Origin of the sequence: Nonomuraea sp. NPDC049480 (assembly GCF_044465905.1) — a bacterium.
Taxonomy (GTDB): Bacteria; Actinomycetota; Actinomycetes; order Streptosporangiales; family Streptosporangiaceae; genus Nonomuraea.
In genome coordinates this window covers 659716-682671 of record NZ_JBITMD010000002.1, presented here as the reverse complement: position 1 = coordinate 682671, position 22956 = coordinate 659716, and the positions used below count along the sequence as shown (strand labels likewise).

Annotated in this window: 22 protein-coding genes; 7 read left to right on the top strand and 15 right to left on the bottom strand. The window is 72.2% G+C overall.

Annotated features, from left to right (window positions below; translation table 11 throughout):
* Positions 1-40 precede the first annotated feature (40 nt).
* Positions 41-934 carry a carbohydrate kinase family protein gene (locus ACIBX3_RS08560; protein ID WP_397114563.1) on the bottom strand — a complete coding sequence of 298 codons (894 nt, stop codon included), beginning with the start codon at positions 932-934 and terminating at the stop codon, positions 41-43.
* Positions 935-1103: 169 nt separating this feature from the next.
* On the opposite strand from ACIBX3_RS08560, the gene ACIBX3_RS08555 reads away from it, so the two are divergent.
* The 4 genes from ACIBX3_RS08555 to ACIBX3_RS08540 all read left to right on the top strand — a co-directional run bounded on the left by ACIBX3_RS08555 (position 1104) and on the right by ACIBX3_RS08540 (position 6986).
* Positions 1104-4043 (top strand): GNAT family N-acetyltransferase, encoded by a 2940-nt coding sequence (locus ACIBX3_RS08555; protein ID WP_397114561.1) that lies wholly within the window; start codon positions 1104-1106, stop codon positions 4041-4043.
* Between the two features lie 114 nt (positions 4044-4157).
* Positions 4158-4748: a DUF5998 family protein gene (locus ACIBX3_RS08550; protein ID WP_397114559.1), complete on the top strand. Its 591-nt coding sequence runs from the start codon at positions 4158-4160 to the stop codon at positions 4746-4748.
* Positions 4749-5020: 272 nt separating this feature from the next.
* Positions 5021-6139 carry an alkaline phosphatase family protein gene (locus ACIBX3_RS08545; RefSeq protein ID WP_397114557.1) on the top strand — a complete coding sequence of 373 codons (1119 nt, stop codon included), beginning with the start codon at positions 5021-5023 and terminating at the stop codon, positions 6137-6139.
* Positions 6140-6170: 31 nt separating this feature from the next.
* Positions 6171-6986 carry a sulfurtransferase gene (locus ACIBX3_RS08540; protein ID WP_397114555.1) on the top strand — a complete coding sequence of 272 codons (816 nt, stop codon included), beginning with the start codon at positions 6171-6173 and terminating at the stop codon, positions 6984-6986.
* Here ACIBX3_RS08540 and ACIBX3_RS08535 read toward each other — a convergent pair.
* From ACIBX3_RS08535 to ACIBX3_RS08520, 4 genes are all read right to left on the bottom strand, one after another.
* Positions 6983-9511, bottom strand: coding sequence for a CHAT domain-containing protein (locus tag ACIBX3_RS08535; RefSeq protein ID WP_397114553.1), 2529 nt, complete (start codon positions 9509-9511; stop codon positions 6983-6985). The genes ACIBX3_RS08540 and ACIBX3_RS08535 overlap by 4 nt on opposite strands.
* 68 nt (positions 9512-9579) lie before the next feature.
* Entirely contained in the window at positions 9580-10035 is a 456-nt protein-coding gene (locus tag ACIBX3_RS08530) for a hypothetical protein (RefSeq protein WP_397114551.1), read from the bottom strand.
* The gene (locus tag ACIBX3_RS08525) at positions 10032-10562 is read right to left on the bottom strand and encodes an RNA polymerase sigma factor (protein ID WP_397114549.1); all 531 of its coding nucleotides are present in this window, start codon (positions 10560-10562) and stop codon (positions 10032-10034) included. The genes ACIBX3_RS08530 and ACIBX3_RS08525 overlap by 4 nt, the downstream gene beginning before the upstream one ends.
* Positions 10563-10634: 72 nt before the next feature.
* On the bottom strand, positions 10635-11657 hold the full coding sequence (locus ACIBX3_RS08520) for a S8 family peptidase (RefSeq protein WP_397114547.1): 1023 nt from the start codon (positions 11655-11657) through the stop codon (positions 10635-10637).
* A gap of 175 nt (positions 11658-11832) precedes the next feature.
* Here ACIBX3_RS08520 and ACIBX3_RS08515 point away from each other — a divergent pair, with 175 nt between their 5' ends.
* On the top strand, positions 11833-12327 hold the full coding sequence (locus ACIBX3_RS08515; RefSeq protein WP_397114545.1) for a DUF3145 domain-containing protein: 495 nt from the start codon (positions 11833-11835) through the stop codon (positions 12325-12327).
* A 210-nt stretch (positions 12328-12537) separates the two neighbouring features.
* Here the strand turns inward: ACIBX3_RS08515 and ACIBX3_RS08510 are convergent, their stop codons facing one another.
* The 9 genes from ACIBX3_RS08510 to ACIBX3_RS08470 form a co-directional block, all read right to left on the bottom strand.
* Positions 12538-13962: an acyl-CoA carboxylase subunit beta gene (locus ACIBX3_RS08510; protein ID WP_397114543.1), complete on the bottom strand. Its 1425-nt coding sequence runs from the start codon at positions 13960-13962 to the stop codon at positions 12538-12540.
* Positions 13963-15216, bottom strand: a complete 1254-nt coding sequence (fabF, locus tag ACIBX3_RS08505) for a beta-ketoacyl-ACP synthase II (RefSeq protein WP_397114541.1) — start codon at positions 15214-15216, stop codon at positions 13963-13965.
* Between the two features lie 21 nt (positions 15217-15237).
* Positions 15238-15477, bottom strand: a complete 240-nt coding sequence (locus tag ACIBX3_RS08500; RefSeq protein ID WP_397114539.1) for an acyl carrier protein — start codon at positions 15475-15477, stop codon at positions 15238-15240.
* Positions 15478-15535: 58 nt separating this feature from the next.
* The gene (locus ACIBX3_RS08495) at positions 15536-16492 is read right to left on the bottom strand and encodes a beta-ketoacyl-ACP synthase III (RefSeq protein WP_397114537.1); all 957 of its coding nucleotides are present in this window, start codon (positions 16490-16492) and stop codon (positions 15536-15538) included.
* Positions 16489-17385, bottom strand: a complete 897-nt coding sequence (locus ACIBX3_RS08490; RefSeq protein ID WP_397114535.1) for an ACP S-malonyltransferase — start codon at positions 17383-17385, stop codon at positions 16489-16491. The genes ACIBX3_RS08495 and ACIBX3_RS08490 overlap by 4 nt, the downstream gene beginning before the upstream one ends.
* A gap of 103 nt (positions 17386-17488) precedes the next feature.
* Positions 17489-18613, bottom strand: a complete 1125-nt coding sequence (locus tag ACIBX3_RS08485; protein ID WP_397115017.1) for a PucR family transcriptional regulator — start codon at positions 18611-18613, stop codon at positions 17489-17491.
* Between the two features lie 91 nt (positions 18614-18704).
* Positions 18705-19136: a DUF350 domain-containing protein gene (locus ACIBX3_RS08480; RefSeq protein WP_397114533.1), complete on the bottom strand. Its 432-nt coding sequence runs from the start codon at positions 19134-19136 to the stop codon at positions 18705-18707.
* Between the two features lie 25 nt (positions 19137-19161).
* On the bottom strand, positions 19162-20307 hold the full coding sequence (locus ACIBX3_RS08475) for a glutathionylspermidine synthase family protein (protein WP_397114531.1): 1146 nt from the start codon (positions 20305-20307) through the stop codon (positions 19162-19164).
* Positions 20308-20310: 3 nt separating this feature from the next.
* Positions 20311-20697, bottom strand: coding sequence for a hypothetical protein (locus tag ACIBX3_RS08470; RefSeq protein ID WP_397114529.1), 387 nt, complete (start codon positions 20695-20697; stop codon positions 20311-20313).
* A gap of 102 nt (positions 20698-20799) precedes the next feature.
* On the opposite strand from ACIBX3_RS08470, the gene ACIBX3_RS08465 reads away from it, so the two are divergent.
* Positions 20800-21828 carry a PHP domain-containing protein gene (locus tag ACIBX3_RS08465; RefSeq protein WP_397114527.1) on the top strand — a complete coding sequence of 343 codons (1029 nt, stop codon included), beginning with the start codon at positions 20800-20802 and terminating at the stop codon, positions 21826-21828.
* On the opposite strand, the gene ACIBX3_RS08460 is transcribed toward ACIBX3_RS08465, so the two are convergent.
* Positions 21825-21950: a hypothetical protein gene (locus ACIBX3_RS08460; RefSeq protein WP_397114525.1), complete on the bottom strand. Its 126-nt coding sequence runs from the start codon at positions 21948-21950 to the stop codon at positions 21825-21827. The genes ACIBX3_RS08465 and ACIBX3_RS08460 overlap by 4 nt on opposite strands.
* A gap of 217 nt (positions 21951-22167) precedes the next feature.
* On the opposite strand from ACIBX3_RS08460, the gene ACIBX3_RS08455 reads away from it, so the two are divergent.
* Positions 22168-22896 (top strand): helix-turn-helix transcriptional regulator, encoded by a 729-nt coding sequence (locus ACIBX3_RS08455; RefSeq protein ID WP_397114523.1) that lies wholly within the window; start codon positions 22168-22170, stop codon positions 22894-22896.
* The last annotated feature ends 60 nt before the right edge of the window (positions 22897-22956 follow it).

The following is a 22956-nucleotide window of genomic DNA, read 5'->3' as shown; positions in this document are numbered from 1 at the left end:
CCCCTATGTCGCGATATATGAGGCTGTGCTCACGATAACGCTAGAAGGGCGGACGGGCTCCCAAATGCATGATCGCCTTGGCCGCCAGCCGGCATCCCGAGGCCAGCGCATCGGCCGGCGGCTTGCCCTCCAGCCATGGCGGCAGGAATCCGGCGCAGAACGCGTCCCCCGCGCCCGTGCCGTCAACGATCTTGTCGACCGGCTCGGCGGCCACGTGGACCGGGTCGGGGCGGCCGTTGCTGTACCACAACGCGCCCTCGGCGGTCATCTTGATCACAACCTGCGGGAACCACGCCGTCAGCACCTTGGCGGCGGCCTCCGCCTCGTCGCGGCCGGTCAGGACCTTGGCCTGGTCGATGTTGGCGAACAGCAGCTTGGCGCCGTTGGTCCACTCCAGGAACGGCTCGGCGCCCGTACGCTCCAGCGGCGCGGAGGAGGCGCAGTCGATCGAGATCGTCATCCCACCGCGCCTGGCCATGTCGAGCGCCGCGAGGCCGGCGTCGCGCGAGCCCTCGTTGATCAGCGTGTAGCCGGACAGGTGGAGGTGCGAGCCCGAGGTGAACAGGTCGCGCGGCAGGTCCTCGGGCGACAGCGCGGCGTTGGCGCCGGGGTCGGAGAGCATGGTGCGCTCGCCCTTGTGCGTGACGAGCACCACGCAGGTGCCGGTGGGCCGCTCGGGATCCATGACGAGCCGGGCGTCGACGCCGTAGCCCATCAACTCCATGTCGCGGTTGCGTCCGGTGATGTCGGCGCCCCTGCGGCCGATGAAGGCCACCTCGGCGCCCTCGACGGCGAGCCACGAGGCGATGTTGGCCCCTGAGCCGCCACCGTGCATCGTCACGATCGCCGGGGTGTCACTCGCCCTGGCGAGCGCATAACGGGCGCGCGCGACCGCGTCGGTCATGAGATCGCCCACCACGACGACCCGCGTCATGATGCCACCACCTTGCTGCCTTCAGAACGACCCTGGCCAACGGCAAAACTAACAGCTTCCGGGCTGCTCGTGGGGCGGTCCCATGACACCAGGATGGAGTCGATGCACAAGCGTTGCCCAACAGGGGCTCCGGTCTTGGCATGTGGGATGCGGGTTTACGCTCGATGCTGTGGAGGCACAGTATCCGGCCCACTGGGAGGCCGACGTCGTCCTGGCCGACGGCGGCACCGCGCATGTGCGCCCGATCAAGCCCGCCGACGCGAACCGCCTCCGTTCTTTCTACTCGCGACTGTCCGACGAGTCGATCTATTTCCGGTTCTTCGGGCCGCGGCCGCGGTTGTCCGACCGGGAAGTCGAGCGGTTCACCAACGTCGACTACGTCAACAGGGTCGCCCTGATCGCCACCATCGGCACCGAGATGGTCGCCGTGATCCGCTACGACCGCATCGATCCGGGCGAGGCCGAAGTGGCCTTCCTCGTCGAGGACGCCCACCAGGGCAGGGGAGTGGCTTCGGTGCTCCTGGAGCACCTGGCCGCCACCGCCCGCGAGCAGGGCATCGAGCGCTTCGTCGCCGACGTGCTGCCGGCCAACATGCGCATGACGGGCTTGTTGCGCCAGGCCGGCTACACGGCCCAGAGCCAGTTCGCCGACGGCGTCGTACGCATGACGCTCGACCTCACCCCCACCGAGACCTCCGCCGAGGTGACGGCGGCGCGCGAGCACCGAGCCGAGTCCAGGTCCATCGCCAGGCTCCTCACCCCCGGGTCCGTCGCGGTCATCGGCGCCTCCCGCGAGCGCGGCGGGGTCGGCCAGACCGTGCTGCGCAACCTGCTGGCCGCCGACTTCACCGGGCCCGTCTACCCGGTGCACCGGGAGGTGCGGGCGATGGCGGGCGTGCGCGCGTACCCGAGCGTGACCGCCATCGACGGAGACGTGGACCTGGCCGTGGTCGCCGTGCCCGCCGAGAGCGTGATCGACGTGGTCAAGGAGTGCGCCGAGAAGGGCGTCCACGGCCTCGTCGTGGTCTCCTCCGGGTTCGGCGAGACCGGCGTCCGGGGCCGTGAGCGCCAGGGCGAGCTGGCCCGCATCGCCCGCGCCTACGGCCTGCGCGTGGTCGGGCCCAACTGCCTCGGCATCGCCAACACCGACCCCTCCGTACGCCTCAACGCCACCCTCGCCGCAACCGTCCCCGGCTGCGGCAAGGTCGGCTTCTTCAGCCAGTCGGGCGCGCTCGGCACCGCGCTGCTGCAGCGCGTGGCGCAGCGCGGCATGGGCATCTCGTCGTTCGTGTCCGCGGGGAACAGGGCCGACGTGTCGGGCAACGACCTGCTTCAGTACTGGGAGGAGGACGACTCGACCGAGGTGATCCTGCTCTACCTGGAGTCGCTGGGCAACCCGCGCAAGTTCACCCGCCTGGCCAGGCGCATCGCGCGTTGCAAGCCCATCGTGGTGGTCAAGAGCGGCGGCACCCCGTCGGGGCACTCGGCGGAGGAGCTCGGGCTGCCGGACTCCGCGATCAGCTCCCTGTTCGCGCAGGCCGGGCTGATCAGGGTCGACGACCTCATCCAGCTGTTCGACGTGGGGCAGCTGCTGGCGTACCAGCCGCTGCCGGCCGGTCCCAGGGTCGCGCTCGTGACCAACTCCGACGCGCTCGGGCTGCTCGCCGCCGACTCCTGCCTCGCCGCCGGGCTCGAACCCCGCCCGCCGGTCAACCTGGGGCCCGCCGCCGGGGCCTCGGAGTTCGGCACGGCGCTCGCCGGCGAGCTGTCCTCGCCCGGTGTGGACGCCGCCGTGGTGATCTACATGCCGCCCATACCCGGCGACACGGAGGCGGTGGCGGCCGAGCTGCTGCGGGTCTCGAAGGACGTCCCCAAGCCGGTGCTGACGACGTTCAACGGTCATCTGGGCATGTACCCGGCGCTGCGCGTGGCTGGCTCCGCGCCGTCCCGCTCCCAGCCGACGCCCACGCGCGGGTCCATCCCCTCGTACGCGGCTCCTGAGGAGGCGGTGCGGGCGCTGGCCCACGTGGTCCGGTACGCCACGTGGCGCGCGCAACCCTCGGTGCCGCCGCCGGAGCTCGCGGACATCGACACCGGCCGCGCCCGCACCCTGGTCCGCACCGCCCTCACGACCGCCCGCACCGACCCCGCCGAGCCTGCCGCGTCCGGCGCCGAGCCTGCCGCGTCCGGCGCCGAGGCGGGGCTGCCGAGCACCCCGAGCCCGTCGACCGGCACGACGCCCGCGCCATCCACGCCCCCTTCGCCGGCGTCGCCCTCTGATCAGGTGCCGTCCTCTGATCAGGTGCCGTCGTCTGGTGAGGCGTCGCCTGGTGAAGGGGCGGGCGCGGGGGCCGGAGCGGCGGCAGGACCGGCCCATGAGAGGCATGGCGAGCCGGCCGGGCCCGGCCGGACGGGGGCGAGTGGCTTCGCCGAGCCCGGGCCGCCGGTTGAGATCGACGCCACCGAGCTGCTGTCCTGTTACGGCCTGACGGTGTGGCCCGCCGAGGTGGTGCGTTCCCCTGACGAGGCCGTGGCCGCCGCAGAGCGCCTCGGCTGGCCGGTGGTGCTCAAGGTGTCCGACCCCGGCGCCTCGCGCCGCGCGGGAACGGTGCGCCTGGGGCTGACGGGCCCCGAGATGGTGTGGAACGCGTACGCCGAGTTCGCCGACCAGCTCGGCGAGAAGGTGGAGCTGGCCGTCCAGCGCATGGCGCCGCAGCCGGCCGTCCCGACCGTGGTGGGTGTCATCGAGGACCCGGCGTTCGGCCCGGTGGTGTCGTTCGGGCTGGGCGAGGTGACCGCGCGCCTCCTCCTCGACCAGGGCTTCCGCCTGGCCCCGCTGACGGATGAGGACGCCGCCGCCCTGGTGCGGTCCGTACGCGCCGCCCCGCTGCTCTTCGGCCAGTACGGCTACCCGCCCGTGGCGGTCGACGCCCTGGAGGAGCTGCTCGTACGCGTCGGCCGCCTGGCCAACGACCTGCCCGAGGTGGCCCGCCTGGACCTGGACCAGGTGCTCGTCGGCGAGTCGAGCGCCATGATCCTGGGCGCCCGCGCCACCCTGCGCACCCCGGCGGGCCCGCGTCTGGACGGCGGCCCACGCCGGCTCTCCTGACCCGTGCCCCGGTGAAGGCAGTGACCGAAGCGGCCGTTGTGACCCCACTAAAGACGTTATAGAGCGTTATGTCCGGCGGGTGAGTGCACCGCCCGGTCCTGGCAGGATGGAGCCATGAGGGAAACCCGAGTCTCAGCCGCGGGCCTGCGCGAAGCGATCGAGCGCAGCGGCTACTATCCCGACCTCGTCACCGATGCGGTCGAATCCGCGCTGGGCAAGGAAGCCGTGACCGCGTTCGTGGTCCATCACGAGGCCACTTTCGATCCCGCCATGGAGGTGCGCAGGCATGTCACGGTGCTGGTGCTGACCACGACGCGGCTGCTGGTCTGCCACACCGACGAGCACCCGGCGGTGGAGGGCGTCTCGACGTCCCACGCCTCCACGACCACGGAGGCCGTCCGCCTGAGCCGCATCCAGTCGGTCGCCGTCACCCGCGTGGTGCCCGACCCCGCCTCCTACGTCCCCGGCGTCCCTCCCACGGAGGTGACGCTCACCATCGGCTGGGGCGCCATCTCTCACGTGGACCTGGAGCCGGCCACCTGCGGCGACGAGAACTGCGAGGCCGACCACGGCTACACGGGCGCTGTCACCGCCGACGACCTGTCCCTCAGGGTCAGCGAGGCGGCCGACGGCCCGGAGGCGGTCACCCACGTCCTGTCCTTCGCCAAGGCGCTCTCCGAGGCCACCGCCCGCGCCGCCGCCTGACCCGCGCCCACCTCCCTCCTGGCGGTCGTCGCGACACCCCGCCTCAGGGATGCGATGCTCTCCGGGAGACCGGTTCTCCTCAGGGACGCGAGAAGCCGGCCAAGGAGCGGGAGCACAACCTCGCTCTCATGCAGCAGGGGGTGAGCAACAAAGCGGCGTGTCACGCCGTCCGCGTCTACCGCGAAACGGGCGGGAGCGGCGCGATGGGCGAGCGTGGCCGGCGCGAGGAGATCCACGGAAAGCCGAGATCCGCGAACGGCTAGGATGCAGGCATGCTGGTGCCAGGGTATGGCGGCGGGTCGCTGGCGGATCTGCCCGGTGCGCTGCTCGGCGTCCTCGGCCTGGGCGAGCCCGACGGGTCGCACCCGCTGCGGCTGGAGCCCGCCGACCGCGTCTGCCTGTTCCTGGTCGACGGCCTGGGCGCCGAGCTGCTGCGGGCCCACGCCGAGGCCGCCCCGTTCATGGCCGGGCTGGCCGGCCGGACGCTCACGGCCGGATTCCCCGCCACCACCGTCACCAGCCTCTGCTCGCTGGGCACGGGCCTGCCACCGGGTGAGCACGGCATGGTGGGCCTGACGCTGGCCGTGCCGGGCACCGGGCAGCTGTTCAACTGCCTGCGGTGGACGCTCCCCGGCGGTCTGACGATGGATCCCGAAACGTGGCAGCCCGCCCCGACCGTCTACCAGCGGGCCGCCCAGGCGGGGGTAGAGCCGGTGTACGTCGCCCCCGCCGAGTTCGAGGGCACCGGGCTGACCAGGGCCGTCTACCGCGGCGTCCGTTACATGGCCGCCGACACCGTGGACGAGCGCGTCGCCCGCACACACGAGGCCATGCGGCAGCGGCCCGCACACGTCACGGTCTACTACGGCGACCTCGACTCCACCGGGCACCTGGCGGGATGGGGCGGCGAGGAGTGGCTGCGGCAGCTCGCCATCGTCGACGACATGGCGCAGCGGCTGGCCGAGGGCCTGCCGCCCGGCTCGGCCCTGTACATCACCGCCGACCACGGCATGGTCAACGCCACCGAGAAGATCGACGCGGAGAGCGTTCCCGAGCTGATCGAGGGCGTGGCGCTGATCGGCGGCGAGGCCAGGGCCCGGCACGTCTACGCCGAGCCGGGCGCCGCGCAGCACGTGCTCGACGCCTGGCGCGAGACCTTCCGGGGGAAGGCACAGGTGGTGTCGCGGCAGGAGGCGGTCGAGTCCGGCTGGTTCGGGCCCCGGGTGCGGGAGGCGTGGCTGGCCCGCATCGGTGACGTCGTGGCCGTCCCCTACACCGACCTGGCGATCATCGCCCCCACCAATCAGCCGATCGAGGCCCTCTTCACCGGATACCACGGTTCGCTGACGCCGGCCGAGCAGAACGTCCCGCTCCTGGAGGTACGCACATGACCTTCCAGCCGGGAAGCCTGGAGGAACCCACGTGACGAGCCCGCTGATCACTCCCGCCGCACTCGCCGAGCTCGGCGACGTGACGCTGCTCGACGTCCGCTGGCGGCTCGGCGGCCCGCCAGGGATCAACCTCTACCGCGAGGGCCACATCCCGGGCGCCGTCTTCTGCGACCTCGACACCGGCCTGGCCGCACCGCCGGGCGCGGGCGGGCGGCACCCGCTGCCCGAGGCGGACGCGTTCCAGCGCGCGATGCGGCGCCTCGGCGTACGCGACGGCCGGCCGGTGGTGGTCTACGACGACGCCGGCTCCACGGTCGCCGCCCGGGCCTGGTGGGCGCTGCGCTACTTCGGGCACCAGGACGTCCGTGTGCTCGACGGCGGGTTGTCCGCGTGGACCGCGGCCGGGCTGCCGACCACGAAGGAGGCGCCGGGCGCACGGGAGGGGGACTTCACGGCGCGGCCTGGCGGGATGCCGGTGCTGACCGCCGACGAGGCGGCGGCGGTGGCCGCCGACGGCGTGCTGCTGGACGCCAGGGCGGGGGAGCGCTACCGCGGCGAGGTGGAGCCGGTCGACCCGGTGGCCGGGCACGTTCCCGGGGCGGTCAGCGCGCCCACCACGGACAACGTCGGCCCGGACGGCAGGTTCCTCGATCCCGCCGCGCTCCGCGCCAGGTTCGCCGTGCTCGGCGTCGGGGAGGGCGTCCGGGCGGGGGCCTATTGCGGCTCCGGGGTGACGGCCGCGCACGAGGTTCTCGCGCTGGAGGTAGCCGGTCTGCCCGCCGCTCTCTACGTCGGCTCCTGGTCCCACTGGGTGACCGACCCGTCGCGGCCCGTCGCCACGGGCTAATACAGGGGTCGGTCGCCGGCGCCGAAGCAGCTGAACTCGTACACGCCGGTCTTCGCCGCGGCGCACGCCAGTGCCGCGTCCGGCGGCTGCCCGGCGGCCACGAGCTCGTGGAACGTGCTCATCACGGCCCGCGCCGCGTCGTCCTGCACCGGCACCATCCCCGCGATCACGCACGACGAGCCCTTGGCCAGGAACGTTCCGGGCAGGCCCAGCGGCGCCCCGTCCACCGGCGTCCGCGACATGCCCGAATTGCAGGCGGACAGCACCACGAGCTCCGGCGACCGCGCCACGTTCAGCAGGTCGTACGCCATGAGCGGCCCGTCCTCCAGCGTGATCCCGGACACGAGCGGGCTCCGCGCGTGGAACACCCCGTGGGCCGCCAGATGGAGCACGTCCGCGTTCTCCAGCGCCTCCAGAACCGCCACGGTGCGCCCCGGCACCTCGCGCCCGCCCGGATGGCAGGCCAGCACGTGCGCCACCTCGGCGTGCGCGTGGGACAACGCCGGCCCGGCCGCCGCCACCACCGCCGGAGGCTCGTCCCCGCAGGCGTCGCGCGGTGCCTTCGCCCGTACCCAGGAGGCCGCGCTGGCCGCCAGGCTCACGGGCCGGCCGCGCAGGCACGGCAGCACGCCCCACGGCAGCGTGTGCAGGGCTCCCACCGGCACCACCACCAGCGGCGCGTCACCCAGCTCGGCCGCCAGCGGCCGGAGCAGCAGCCGCTCGACCTCCCCGGCCGCGGCCTCCAGGTCGCCCTCGCCGTCGCGCCGCTCCCCGCGCCGCCGGATCGCGTACCGCAGCCGGACGATCGCCTCCTCGGCCGCGCGCACGTTCCCCAGCCACCGCAGCAGCACCCGCTCCCCGTCGATCAGCACGGCCAGCAGCGACTCCCCGTCGACCGCGTACTCCACCAGAGCCCGCGACCCCAGCTCGTCCCGCAACCGTTCGGGGCCGATCAGCGAGCAGGCGTGGGCGGGCGCCGTGACGGCCCGCCACCGCTCGGCCCATTCGAACACGTCGCCGGGCCCTCCATCGCGCACGGCGAGCCCCAGCCCGAACGCCGCCAGCCGCTCGCCCGCCCGGGCGGCGTGGGCACGCAGCGACGGGTCGTCGAACGTCTCCACCCGCTCGCTCACCTCGGCCAGCCCCTCGCGTACCGCGCGGAAGGCCCCGGGGACGTCCTCCTGCAGCGCCGCCTCCAGCGCGAGCGCGTGCTGGCGTACCGGCGCCGGGATCTGCGACGCCCGCGCGAGCTGCCGTGCCTGCGGCTCCGAGGCGAGCGAGGTCAGACGGGTGCCCGCGGGCGCCCACCGCTCGCCGCGGTCGGCGTGCCGGGTGAGACGGGCCAGCTGCGCCGAGGCCGTCGGATGATCGTCGACCGCGAGCGCCGCCTCGGCCGCCACCAGCCGCAGCGCCGCTGCCCCCGCCAGGTGGGAGGACCCGTCCTCCAGGGCGTCGGCGCATGCGATCAGGTCGGCGACCAGGGCGGGCGTGGCCGGTTCGAGGGCCAGGCGCGAGCGCAGCACCACCTCCCTGGCCAGCGGCAGCCACGACGTGCGGTCCTGCGCGGACAGCTCCCGCGACGCCTGCTCGGCCACCTGTCGCGCCCGGCGCGGGTCGCCGGTCAAAAGCTCGACCTGGGCCAGTTTCAGCCGCGCCTCGGCCAGCGCCACCCGCGCCCCGCACGCCTCCAGATCGGGCACCGCCAGGTTGAGCATGGCCCTGGCCTCGCCGGGGAGGTGGGCGGCCAGCAGGGCGCCGGCGAAGTCGGCACGCATCGTGGCCAGCCGCTCGGGATAGCCGAACAGGGTGTCCTCGGCCTCACGGTAGTGGTGGAACGCGCCCGCGACGTCGCCCCGTCGTACCGCGAGGAAGGGCAGGTTGGCGGCGGACAGGCGGGCAAGGTGCCGCAGTCCCGAGTGCTGGGAGATCTGCAGGCAGGCCGTGAGGTCGCGCATGGCGGCGTCCCAGTCGCCGCGGTAGGAGTGGACGAGACCGCGGTTGAGCAGCCCGCCCGCCAGGAACCTGCGGTCGTCGACGGTGCCCGGCGCGGTCACCAGGGCCCGCAGCGCGCGGTCGCAGGAGGCGATGGCCTCCTGGAGGCGGCCGAGGTGGGCCAGCGCGACCGCGCGCTGGGTGTCGAGCTTGGCGCGGTCGAGCGGCGACAGATAAGCCCATGCCAGGGCGGCCACGCGGAGGGCCTGCAGGGGGTGGCCGCGCTCGGTGCGTACGGTGACGAGCGACAGCCGCGCCTGGGCCACCCGCTCGCGCGGGGCTCCGGCAGTGGCGATGGCCTGGCGGAGGTGGCGTTCGGCGCCCTCAAGGTCCCCCAGCTCGCGGGCGGCCAGCGCCATCGCCCGGAGCGCGACGGCCTCGGCCTCGGGGGATCGGCTCCGGCGGGCCGCCGTGAGCACCACGCGGCCCGCGTGCATGGCGTGGCCGGGATCGACCAGCGAACGCAGCATGGCGGCCTCGGCCGCCGCGAGGAGCGGGTCGAGGCCGCCGGGCGAGTCCGAGGTGTCGCTCATGGCGGGCCTTGGTCGGGAACGGCCGGGAGGGGGTGCGGACTCTCCGGCCGGTTGGTCGCGGATCACGGTCAGGGACGGATGCGTACCCACCTGGTCTGCACGGGTGCGTGGCCGGGCCGGTGGCACACCACGCTGAGCCAGCCGGGAGGCAGGCCGGTGGCGGCGAAGTGGCCGTTGTGAGCGATACGCCTGGTCAGCGTCAAATGGGGTGTTTTTACATCGACGAGGGCGCCCTCTCCTGGGTACGGGAAAACCTGTCCGGCGACGTCGATGAGCCCGTCGCCGACCGTCACCTCCAGATCGAAGGTGAGGCCGGCCGAGACGAAACGCACCAGATGCGAGCCGTCGTCATCGCGCGGGCCCGAGCTCGTGCGGATCGCGGCGCACTCGACGGGAGTGGCGGTCCTCGCCCGCGGGACCCGGAGCCCGTACACCTCACGCGCGGCGGCCGACACGTGACTCGGGATCGGGTCGTTCCCGGCGGCCAGCCGGAGCGCCGCCAGGAAGTATTCGTCGTTGATCATTGCGCCGTCTCCTGTGATGAGATCAGAGTGCGCAGTTTTTCCAGGCAGCGGGCCCGGGTCGGGCCGACGCTGCCCATGGGCAGCCCGAGCCGCATCGCCGTCTGCCGGCTTCCAAGATCGATCGCGACCAGCTGGAGCAGCGTGCGGCAGGGCTCGTGCAGGGTGGAGACCGTCTTCCAGAGCAGCTGTCTGCCGTCGGTCTCCAGAACGGCGGCGGCCGGATCGGGGTCGTCGACGACCTCGAAAGAGAAGACTTGCGGACGATCCCGTCGCAGGAGCAGCAGGGCCTCGCGGCGTACGGTCGTCGCGAGCCACCCTCCCACCGCGGCCGGATCCCTGATGCCGTCCAGCTGCTGGAGCAGGCGCAGCCAGGCGCCTTGGACCACGTCGGCCGCATCGGAAGGGCTCAGGCCGCACGCGCGGGCGACGGCCCACATGAGCGGCCCGAACCTGGACTCGAGCTCGTCCCACGCCGACCGGTCGCCGTCGGCCGCGGCGCGGAGCAACTCCGCCGGATCGCGGTGCACGCGGCCTCCTCTCGTCCGGCACGGGAAGGCGATCATGCCTCCACGTGATTGCCTGCGAACTGAGCGTAAACTCTACAGACTCGCCGGGACGAGAACCCCCAGATCCGGAATTTGCCGGGCCCCTTCCCCGTCGAGGAGCCGCCTGACCACTTCCTTCGCCGGTTCCTTCGTGGCCGCGGCGGCGATGGTGCCGGACACCAGGGCGGCGGCGAACGACGTCCCGCTCCACGCCGCGTAGCCGCCGAACTCGCCCGTGTCGAGATAGCTGCTGGTCAGCCAGTCGCCGCGGGAGCAGGCGTCCACCCAGGTGCCGTATCCGGAGTAAGGTGCCCGGCGCTGCTGCGCCGCGTCCAGGGCCGCCACACCCACCACGCTGGGCAGCGCGGCCGGCCAGAACGGCCGGTCCGACGCGGTGTTGCCGGCGCAGGCCACCGTCACGGTGTCCGGCATCGCGGCGATGGCGTCGGCCAGCATCGGCGGCGGGCGGTCGTCGAACGTGTGGCCGCCGAAGGACAGGTTGAGCACCTGAGGCGGCCGCTCCCGCATGCGGTTGAGCGCGCGTACGACGCTCGCCTCGTCGCCGACGCCGTCGCCGTCCAGCACCCGGCGCACCCGCAGCGCCGCGCCGGGCGCCAGGCGCGCCAGCAGGCCCGCGACGAACGTGCCGTGGCCCGCCTGCTCGCCCTCCGCCGCGTCGGCCTCCTCGCGGCCGGCACGGTCGTACCACTCGCTGCCCGACCACCACGGGTGCGCGGCCACGCCGGTGTCGAGCAGGCCCACCACCACGTCCGAGCGGGACCTGCCCGGCTTGAAGGAGATGGGCGGGGCGGGGAAGGGCCTGGACGCGGGGCCGCCGAAGAACAGGGGCTGCCCGCGCAGCACGTGGTTCGGCGACGCTCTGAGGCCCTGCGCGCGCAGCTCGGCCGTGAGCTCGCAGGGGTCGGCGCCCGGCGCCAGGTGGACGACGCAGACCCCGTCCGCCTCGGAGACCGCCTGGATCCAGCGCGCCGCGGCTCGCGCAGCGGACAACGCGGTCCGGTCCGTGAGCAGCTGACCTGGCCGGATGAACGCCTCGCCGACAGATTGCAGTTCCATGGCCGGGTATGTTTCCCGCAGGCAACAGCTGTCACGCGACACTCCGGCACCAACTTGGTATGGCCTCCCTCTGGTGTCAGGTAACGACCGACGGTAGTCTCTCCCTAGTCACTTGTGATCATCCCGGGACGAGGCCGTTGGGGAAGGCGCACCTCGTACCGAAACGGGAGGTCCGGTGTCTGCTCGTGGCGTCCTTTACGTCCACTCGGCTCAGCCCGCGCTGTGCCCACATATCGAATGGGCAGTCGCGGGTGTCCTTGGCGTGCCCGTAGATCTGACGTGGACTCCGCAACCCGCCGCGCCCAACGTCGTGCGCGCGCAGGCGGAGTGGGAGGGCCGGGCGGGCATCGCCGCGGCCATCGCCTCCTCGCTCATGGGCTGGCAGCGCCTCAGATTTGAGATCACGGAGGACTCCTCACCGGGGGTGGACGGGTCCCGGCATGCGTACACGCCTACGCTCGGCGCCTTCACCGCGGTCATCGGCGCCGCCGGGGACATCATGATCCCCGAGGATCGGCTGCGGGCGGCCATGATGATGGCCTCCCAGGGGCGGTGCGTGCTGGAGGAGGAGATCGACAAGATGCTCGGGCGGCCGTGGGACGAGGAGCTGGAGCCGTTCCGGTACGCCGGAGACGGCGCCCCCGTCCGCTGGCTCCACGCCGCCGTCTAGGACCGCGCAGGCGCCTGTACGCGCCGCCGCCTGCCCCCGGTCCGGCCCCGGGCGCCGCCTGACCCCGCCCCGGGGCCTCACGCGCCGCCACCTGACCTCGTCCAGCGCCCATGCGCCTCCAGCCGCCACGCCTCCCCTGCGGCTCCGTTGAGGCCGCCCACAGCTGAAAGGCCCCGCACCGTCGTCGGTGCGGGGCCTTAAGGTGAAGATCTACAGCGGGATGTTGCCGTGGGCGCCGCGGGCCGGGGTGGCCTGGGCGAGAAGCTTGGCGATCGCGCCGCGCGTCTCCTCAGGCTTGATCACCTCGTCGATGACTCCCAGCTCCTGCGCCCGCGCGAGTCCCCCGGCGAGCTTCTCGTGCTCCTCGGCCAGCCGCTGCTCCAGCTCGGCCCGCTCCTCCTCCGGGGCGGCCGCCAGCTCACGCCGCTTGAGGATGCGTACCGCGGCCACCGGCCCCATGACCGCGACCTGGGTCGTCGGCCAGGCGAACACCTTGGTGGCGCCCAGCGCGCGCGAGTTCATCGCGATGTACGCCCCGCCGTACGCCTTCCGCGTCACCAGCGTCACCCGCGGCACCGACGCCTCGGCGAAGGCGTGCAGCAGCTTGGCGCCGCGCCGGACTACGCCGTCGTGCTCCTGCCCGACACCCGGCAGATAACCGGGAACGTCCACGAGGACAACCAATGGCACGCCGAATGCGTCACACATACGTACGAAGCGAGCGGCTTTCTCGGCGGACGTGGCGTCGAGGCAGCCGCCGAGCCGCATCGGGTTGTTGGCGATCACACCGACCGTCCGGCCGCCGAGGCGGCCCAGCGACGTGACGATGTTGGGCGCCCACTTGGGGTGCAGCTCGATGCCGGGCTCGTCCAGCAGGCCGTTGACCAGCGGCTTGACGTCGTAGGCCCGCCGCGCGGACTCGGGCAGCAGCGTGGAGAAGTCCACTTCCCCGATCGCGGAGGTGCGCACCCGGCCCTGGTGGCCCAGCAGCGTGGCGAGCTGGCGCGCCTTGACGTACGCGTCGGTCTCGGTCTTGGTGACGACGTGCACGACGCCGCTGCGCTTGCTGTGCGGCTCGGGGCCGCCCAGGGCCGCGCTGTCGACGTTCTCGCCGGTGACGCTGCGGACCACGTCGGGGCCCGTGACGAAGATGCGGCCGGAGTCGGCGAGGATGACGAGGTCGGTGAGGGCGGGGCCGTAGGCGGCCCCGCCGGCGGCGGGGCCGACGACCACGGAGATCTGCGGCACGACGCCGGACGCCTTGGTCATGGCGGCGAAGACCCGGCCGACGGCGTGCAGCGACTCGACGCCTTCGGCGAGTCGCGCACCGCCGGAGTGCCAGATCCCGATGATCGGCACCCGTTCGCGGACGGCCACGTCGTAGGCGTGCACGATGTGCTCGCAACCCTCGCTGCCCATGGCGCCGCCCTGGAAGCGGGCGTCGCTGCAGAAGGCGACGACGGGGACCCCTTCGACGCGGCCCATGGCGGCCAGGACGCCGCTCTTGTCCTCAGAAGTGATCGGCCGCAGCGTGCCCTCGTCGAGCAGCGCGGTCAGGCGGACGACTGGATCGCGGGGATCAGCGGGCTCCTCATCGGAGCCCTGCGTCACCACCCGGTTGTCGAGCACGGTCATTCATGCCCCCTTGAACACTACGGACACGTTGTGTCCGCCGAACCCGAACGAGTTGTTGACCGCGGCGATGTCGCCTTCCGGCAGCGTGCGGTTCTCGCCGTAGACGAGATCCACCTCGATGCCGTCGTCGAGGTTGTCGAGGTTGATGGTGGCGGGGACGATCCGCTCCTGCAGCGCCTTGATCGTGAAGACGGACTCGATGCCGCCGGCGCCGCCGAGCAGGTGCCCGGTCATGGACTTGGTGGAGGTCACCAGCGGATGGGTGCCGATGGCCTTGGCCACCGCCCGGACCTCGCCGACGTCGCCCGCGGGGGTCGAGGTGGCGTGCGCGTTGACGTGCTTGACGTCCAGCCCGGTGACGCCCGCGTTGTTGAGCGCCTGGGTCATCGCCATGATGATGCCCCGGCCCTCGGGCTCGGGCTGGGTGATGTGGTGCGCGTCGGCGGAGTAGCCGACGCCGGCGCAGTAGGCGTAGATCCGCGCGCCGCGCGCCTTGGCGTACTCCTCCGACTCCAGGACGACGATCCCGGCGCCCTCGCCGAGCACGAACCCGTCGCGGTCGCGGTCCCACGGCCGGGACGCGCCCTGCGGGTCGTCGTTGCGGGTGGACATGGCCCGCGCGGCGGCGAAGGCCGCCATGTTGAGGCCGTGGATGGCGGCCTCGGTGCCGCCGGCGACCACCACGTCGGCGCGGCCGGACCTGATCATGTCCATGGCCGACCCGACGGCCTCGGCGCCGGACGCGCACGCCGACACCGTGGCGTGCACGCCTGCCTGGGCGCCCAGGTCGAGACCGATCCAGGCGGCCGGGCCGTTGGGCATGAGCATCGGCACCGTGAAGGGCGACAGGCGGTTCCAGCCGCGCTCCCGGTAGGTGTCGTACGCGGCCAGCGTGGTGTTGATGCCCCCGATGCCGCTGGAGACCACGACGCCGAGCCGCTCCGGCGCCACCTCGGGGGCCCCGGCGTCCTGCCAGGCCTCCCTGGAGGCAACCAGCGCGAACTGCTCGCTGCGGTCGAGGCGGCGGGCCTCGGGCCGCGGCAGCACCTCGGCGGGATCGACCGCGGCCGTCCCCGCGAACTTCACGGGGACGGTGTCGATCCAGTCGGTGGTGAGAGTCTCGACACCCGACTGACCGGCGAGGAGCGCCGCCCAGGTCGAGGTGACGTCTCCACCGACGGGCGTCGTCGCGCCAAGCCCGGTGACGACGACACGTACCCGGTTCGCACTCACGTTTTCGCGCTCCTTGCTCATCAGTCCTGCGTCGGTGGTCTTCTAGCTCTGGATGAAGCCGAGGACGTCCTTGACCGTCTTCAGGTTCTTGAGCTGGTCGTCGGGAATCTCGACGCCGAACTCGTCCTGAGCGGCCACGGCGATCTCGACCATGGACAGGGAGTCGATGTCGAGGTCGTCCACGAAGTTCTTCTCGGGCGTCACGTCGGAGGCCGGAATGCCGGTGATCTCGTTGATGATCTTGCCGAGGCCCTCGAGAATCTCCTGCTCGGTGGCAGCCATGTCGTTGGTTCTCCTTTGGTTTTCCTGGATTCTGTGCGACAACGCCGCACAAGCCTTGTTACGGAATCTCGATCACTTGGCCGGCGTACGTGAGCCCGGCGCCGAAGCCGAGGACGAGCGCGAGTCCGCCCGAGCGGACCTCGCCACGCTCCAGCATGCGCGACAGCGCGAGCGGGATGGACGCGGCTGAGGTGTTTCCGGCGTTGACGATGTCGCGTGCGATGACGGCCTTGTCGGCGCCGAGCTTACGGGCGATGGCCTCGATGATGCGCAGGTTGGCCTGGTGGGGGACGAACGCCGCCAGCTCCGCCGGGTCCACGCCCGCGCGTGAGCAGGCCTCCAGGGCCACCGGGTGCAGCGTCGTGGTGGCCCACCGGAAGACCGTCTGCCCCTCCTGGTGGAGGAACGTCGTGCGGTCCTTGATGTGGATGGCGTCGGCCTTGTCGCCGGCGCTGCCCCAGACGACGGGCCCGATGCCGGGGACGTCGGAGGGGCCCACCACCGCGGCCCCGGCGCCGTCGGCGAAGATCACGGCGGTGGACCGGTCGGTCCAGTCGACCCACTGCGACAGCTTCTCCGCGCCGATGACCAGCACGTGCCTGGCCGCTCCCGCGCGTACGGCGGCGCTGGCGGTGCCGAGCGCGTAGCAGAAGCCGGCGCAGGCGGCGTTGACGTCGAACGCGCCGGGCGCCTTGATGCCGAGGCGGTGCGCCACGACGGCGGAGGCGTTGGGGATCTGCGACTCGAGCGTGCAGGTCGCGACGATCACCAGGTCGACGTCGTCGGGCGACAGTCCGCTCGCGGCCAGTGCCTTGCCACCGGCGATGGTGGCCATGTCCTCGAGCGACTCGCTCTCGGGCGCGACCCTGCGCTCCTTGATGCCGACGCGGGACTGGATCCACTCGTCGTTGGTGTCCATGGTCTTGGCCAGGTCGTCGTTGGTGACGACGTTGGCAGGCTGGTAGTGGCCGAGCGCCAGCACCCTGCTGCCCGGGGCGATGTCGGGAATCCTCACTTGATCAGCTCCCTGGCCGCGTCGAGGTCGTCGGGGGTCTTCAGCGCCACGGTCTGGACGCCGCGCAGCCCGCGCCTGGCCACGCCGGTCAGCGTGCCGCCGGGCAGCAGCTCGATCATCTTGGTGACGCCGAGGCCGGCCATGGTCTCCATGCAGGCGTCCCACCGGACGGGGCTGCTGACCTGCTTGACCAGCCGCTCGACGAGCTCGGCGCCGGTGGCGACCGGCTTGCCGTCGGAGTTGGACAGCAGCGTCACCCGTGGATCGGCGGGGGAGACGTTGCGGGCGGCCTCACGCAGGCTCTCCACGGCCGGCGTCATGTGGCGGGTGTGGAACGCGCCCGCCACGGACAGCGGGATGAGCCGCGCGCGGGCCGGCGCGTCCTCCTTGAACGCGGCCAGCTGCTCCAGCGTGCCTCCGGCCACGATCTGCCCGGCGCCGTTGATGTTGGCGGGCGTCAGCCCGTGCTTGTCGATGGCGGCCAGCACCTCCTCCTCCACGCCGCCGAGCACGGCCGTCATGCCGGTCTCGGTGACGCCGGCGGCCTTGGCCATGGCCTGGGCGCGTTCGCGGACGAGGGTGAGCGCCTGCTCGTGGGTGAGCACCCCGGCCAGGGCGGCCGCGGCGAACTCGCCCACGCTGTGACCGGCGAGCACGTCGGGGGCCGCGCCGAGCGCCTCCGCCGAGGCCAGCGCGGCGGCCACGAGCAGGGGCTGGGCGACGGCGGTGTCGCGGATCTCGTCGGCGCCGGCGGTTGTCCCGCAGGCGACCAGGTCGATCCCTGCGACCTCGGACCAGGCGCCGAGCCGGTCGGCGAGGCCGGGCAGCTCGAGCCAGGGAGTCAGGAAGCCTGGAGTTTGGGCACCTTGGCCCGGAGCGACGAGTACAAGCACAAAATCAACCTTGCCCTGTAGAACTTCGACACGCGGATAGAGATCCGTACGAACTTTGTCCGGGGTGATTTGTAGGAACCCCACAGTGGGGGTTTCGGCATCGTTACGTTAGGGCCCGCCAGGTTACGGCGCTTTCCGCGAGCCTGCCGAGGATCAGGCCGACCTGGAGCGTGAAGGCGGACCGGCCCTCCGTGGGCTGGTATCCGGTCAGCTCCGTGATCTTCTTCAGGCGGTAGCGGACGGTGTTGGGGTGAACGAACAACAGCCGCGCCGTCGCCTCCAGCGAGGTGCCCTGCTCCAGGTACGTGGCCAGCGTGTCGAGCAGCGGCGTGCCCGCGAGCGGCAGGTAGACGTTCTCGATGAGCTGCCCCCTGGCGTCGTCGTCGCCGTCGAGCGCCCGCTCGGCCAGCAGATCCTCGGCGTGCACCGGGCGGGGCGCGTCCGGCCAGCCGGAGGACGCCTTCAGCCCGGCCAGCGCAGCCCTGGCCGATCGGGCGGCCGCGTGCAGATCGGGCACCTCGGGGCCGATCACGATGGGCCCCATGCCGAAGCGGGACACGACCTGCCGGACCGCGTGGTCGACGCTGTCGGCGCCGCCGACGATCACGATGAGCCGGTCGGCCTGCACGCCGGCGAGCAGGTCCATGCCGATGCGGCGGCCCTTCTCCCGCAGTCCGTCGATGACCGCGCGAGGGTCGCCCTCGGGGGCGCGGCCGGCGATGACGACCACGGGGGAGGAGGTCCAGCCGAGCGCGGCGGCCCACGAATGCAGCCCGTCGTCCACCTCGCCGCGCACCAGGGCGTCCACGATCAGCGCCTCCAGCCGGGCGTCCCACGAGCCTCTGGCCTCGGCCTCGCGGGCGTAGACGTGGGCGGCGGCGAAGGCCACGTCCCGGGTGTAGCGCAGCATGGCCTGCTGCAGCTGGTCCTCGCCGCCGGGGGCGGCCAGCTCGTGGGTGCGGGCCTCGACGATCTCGACGACGACCCTGACGATGTCGACGGTCTGCTGGAGCGAGATCGAGCGCTTCAGCTCGCGCGGGGCGGTGCCGAAGAACTCGATGCTGGGCTGGGGCGGGTCCTCCCCGGCGGTCGAGAACCACTCGACGAACGCGGCGATGCCGGCCTGGGCCACAAGCCCCACCCACGACCGGTCCTCGGCGCTGAGCGCGCGGAACCACGGCAGCTGGTCGTCCATGCGTGCCATCGCCGCGGTGCCGAGCGAGCCCATGGCCCGCTCGAGCCTGCGCGTGGTGTCCTCTCGGATCCGGTCTGTCACGCCTCCTAGAGTGCCAGGTCGATTCGGCTGACCGGAACGGTGGTCATATGACGGCGACAGCGGTGATCAGGCCGATGGCCACATGCGTCACGGCGAGAAGGCGCGCGCCCGGCTGCAACTTGGACTCCTTGACCAGATCGCGCACCGAGATGCCGACGACCCGGTCGAAGATGAGCATCGCCACGGTCTGCACCACGATGCCGACCAGGCCGAACACCGCCGTGCCCGCCAGTCCCTCGGCCAGCCGGCCGCCGGAGGACCAGATGGACGCGGCCACGATGAGGCCGACGGCGGCCAGGGCGGAGGTGGCCAGCAGGGTGGCGTTCGGGTTGCGCTCGGTGCGGATGATCTCGCTCAGCTTGCCGGGTGTGGCCCAGTCGATCACGTAGAAGCCGACGATCATCAGGATCACGCCGACGGCGGCATATGAGGCGATGGCGCCCGCGCCGCGGGCGAGGGTCTCCAGGAGAGTCATGGTCGTTCCTATCAGATGGAGGGTGTCAGTCGGCGATGCGGTGCGGGACGAAGGAGGAGGTGTCGTCGGTGATCAGGCCGGTGGTCTCCCTGATGCCGAGCCCGGCGGACTCGTCGCCGACCACCCAGGCGCCGAGCACGGGCCGCTGTCCCTCGAACTGCGGCAGCGCCTCGAAGCCCTGGAAGACGTAGCCCTCCTGGCCGTACCTGCCGGGCGTCTCCTGCGTGCCCTCCGGGGTGACGATCCGCATCGAGGCGCCTTCCCTGCCGAGCAGCGGCTTGGCGATGTACGAGGTCAGCTCGCGCGGCCCGTCCAGATATGCGGGCAGCAGCGCGGGATGCCCCGGGTAGAGCTCCCACAGGACGGCCAGCAGTGCCTTGTTCGACAGCAGCGCCTTCCATAGCGGCTCGATCCACGTGGCGTGCCGCACCGCGTGCCGCCCGAAGTCGTCGCTCAGCATCCACTCCCAGGGGTAGAGCTTGAACGCCGAGCGGATCACCGTCTCCTCGACGTCGACGAAGCACCGGTTGAGCTCGTCCCAGCCGATGTCCTCCATGGCGACGGCGACCGTCCGCAGGCCCGCCTGCTCGGCGGTCTCCTGCAGGTACGCCACCGTCATGGCCTCCTCGCCGGTCTCGTCCGCGTTCGTGAACGCGAAGTGCACCGGCCCCGGCGGCAGCCGCAGCTCGCGCCAGCGGTCGATGAGCCGCTCGTGGACGGAGTTCCACTGGTCGTCGTCCGGATGGACGTCCTGCAGCCAGAACCACTGCACGACCGACGACTCCACCAGCGAGGTCGGCGTGTCGGCGTTGTACTCCAGCAGCTTGGCCGGGCCCGTGCCGTCGTAGCGCAGGTCGAAGCGGCCGTACATGTGCGGGTCGCGCCGCTCCCACGAGCGCGCGACCTCCTCCCGCGCCCACTCGGGGATGGCGAAGTCGGCGTAGCGCCCGGTGGAGACCACGTGCTCGACGGCGCGCAGGCACATGCCGTGCAGCTCCTCGACCTGCTCCTCCAGCGCCTCGACCTCGTCCATCGGGAAGACGTAGTGGACGGACTCGTCCCAGTAGGGCCTGCTCAGGCCCGCGGGGTGGGCGGCCCGGTGGTAGGCCAGGCCCTGGCTCTCGATCGTCTTCTCCCAGTCGTCCCTGGGAGTCCCATGCTCACGGCGCACGTCTCAGCTCCCACCGCTCCAGCTCTTGCCGAACCCGCCGCGCTGGATCGACTTGCCGTTGCGTGAGGTGACGGTCGTGTCGGAAGGCCGCAGGGTGGTGCCGCCCTGCATGCGGTTGCCGACCCTTCGGCCGCCGTAGTACCACATGTACGCCCCGCGCGACCCGCCGTAGTAACGCACGGTGGTGCCGTCGTCGTCGCAGTAGTCCTCGTCCACGACCTCGTAGGTGCCGTCGTCGAGCCGGACGACGCAGTCCGCGGTGACCTCGTCGTCGTCCTGCACGGCGGAGCAGTATCCGACCACCATCACGGAAAGGACGCCGAGGACGACCAACGGGACGACCTTCGACGACTTGCGCGGCGGCTGTGTGGGCGCCTGCGGATGTGCCATCAAACTCCTGCTTTCCTGGGCCGATCAGCCTAGCGGTGGCCGTTGTCCCTGTTCAATGTGTAGTGGCCCCCGGTTGCCGTTCACTTGGGTATGACTTAACGCATGGAACCGGTCGAGGCGCTACGCGAGATCGCCTTCTTGCTGGAGCGCGCGGGAGAGCCCACGTACCGCGTGCGTGCCTTCCGCCGCGCCGCCGCGGTCGTCGCCGACCTGCCCAGGGGCGAGCTCGAGCGGCTGGCACGCGCCGGCGGGCTCGGCGACCTGCCCGGCATCGGCAAAGTCACCGCCCTTGTGGTGAACGAAAGCCTGGATGGCCTGGTTCCGACGTACTTGCGAAGGATGCGGGCTACGTCCGGTATCGAGCTGGACGCGGAGACGGCGGCCCTGCGTACTGCGCTCAAAGGCGACCTGCACAGCCACTCGGACTGGTCGGACGGCGGCTCGCCGATCGAGGAGATGGCCGAGGCCGCCATCGCGCTCGGGCATGAGTACTGGGCGCTGACCGACCACTCGCCCAGGCTGACCGTCGCCAAGGGGTTGTCGGCCGAGCGGCTGGAGCGGCAGCTCGAAGTGGTGGCGAAGCTCAACGAGCGGCTGGCGCCGTTCCGGATCCTGACCGGCATCGAGGTGGACATCAACCTGGACGGCTCGCTCGACCAGGAGCCCGAGCTGCTGGAGCGGCTGGACGTGGTGGTGGCCAGCGTGCACTCCAAGCTGCGCATGGGCGGCGAGGACATGACGCGGCGGATGGTCACCGCCATCGCCGACCCGCTCGTGGACGTGCTCGGGCACTGCACCGGGCGGGTGGTGCAGGCCGGAGGGAGGCGAGGCGTCAAGCGGCCGGAGTCGGAGTTCGAGGCGGAGCTGGTCTTCGAGACGTGCCGGCGGTTCGGGGTGGCGGTCGAGATCAACTCCCGGCCCGACCGGCTCGACCCGCCGAAGCGGCTGATGCGGCTGGCGTACGAGATGGGGTGCGTGTTCGCCATCGACTCCGACGCGCACGCGCCGGGTCAGCTCGACTGGCAGCGGTACGGGTGCGAGCGGGCGGTCAGGTGCGGCATCGACGCCGAGCGCATCGTCAACACCTGGCCGCTCGACCGCCTGCTCGAATGGACCGGGGCGGAGGCTTAGAGCTTGTCGCCCGGGGCCTCCCACAGCTCCGGGCCGCCGTAGACGATCACGTACTTCTTGGTCGGCCTTCTTCCGTGGACGTCCTGCCGCCGGTTGGCCGGAGCCGGCACGACGCCTTCCATATCCTCGGCGGAGCCTTCCGGAAAAGGCGCGAGCATTTTGCCCGGTCGTGAAAGCGAGAGCCGTTGGGCGGGCGTCCGGTGCGAGTGTGAGATGGGTCATATGGGCGTCGAGGCGCTGGCCGAAACCGTGATACCCCTGTGACCGCCCGGCTAGGAGGGTGTTCCGGCCCTGCCGGGCGGCCCGCGATTGTCGGTGGCGCGGCGTAGCGTCACGGCTGTGAACCGTACCGACCGGCTCTACGCGCTCGTCGAGGACCTGCGAGCCATCGCGCCCCGCTGCCGCTCCGCCCGGGAGCTGGCCAAGCGGTTCGAGGTCAGCGTCCGCACGATCGAGCGCGACATCGCGGCGCTGCAGGAGTCGGGCGTCCCCATCTACGCCGAGCCGGGCCGTAAGGGCGGCTACGCCATCGACAAGACGATGTCCCTGCCGCCGCTCAACTTCACCCCGGCCGAGGCGGTGGCCATCGCCGTGGCGCTCAGCCAGGCCGGCGACCAGCCCTTCGGCAGGCAGGCCCGCAGCGCCTTACGCAAGGTGGTCGCCGCCATGCCGGGCCCCGAGGGGGAACTGGCCAGGGAGCTGGCCAGGCGTGTGCAGCTCATGAGCCCGCAGCCCGAGCCGGGCAGCGAGATCCTGCCGCTCGGCGGCGAGGGCATCTCCCGGGCCATCGAGGAGGCGCTGCTGCGCCGGCGCGTGCTCAAGCTCGACTACGTCGACCGCAAGGACGCGCTGACCACCCGTGATGTCGAGCCAGGGGTGTTCCTGGGCGGGCGCGGCGGGTTCTGGTATCTCGTGGCGTGGTGCCGGCTGCGGGACGACGTACGCGTCTTCCGCCTCGACCGCATCGCCGCCGCGACCGTCACCGCCGAGCGCTGCCCCGATCGGCCGCTGGAGGGCTTCGTCACCGACGTGCCCGAGATGATCGTGCACGGCACGGTCCTCGATTAGTTCGAAAAGTCAAGCGAAAACACCGACATAGGGTTGTCGCTCAGACGTTAGATCGTTGTC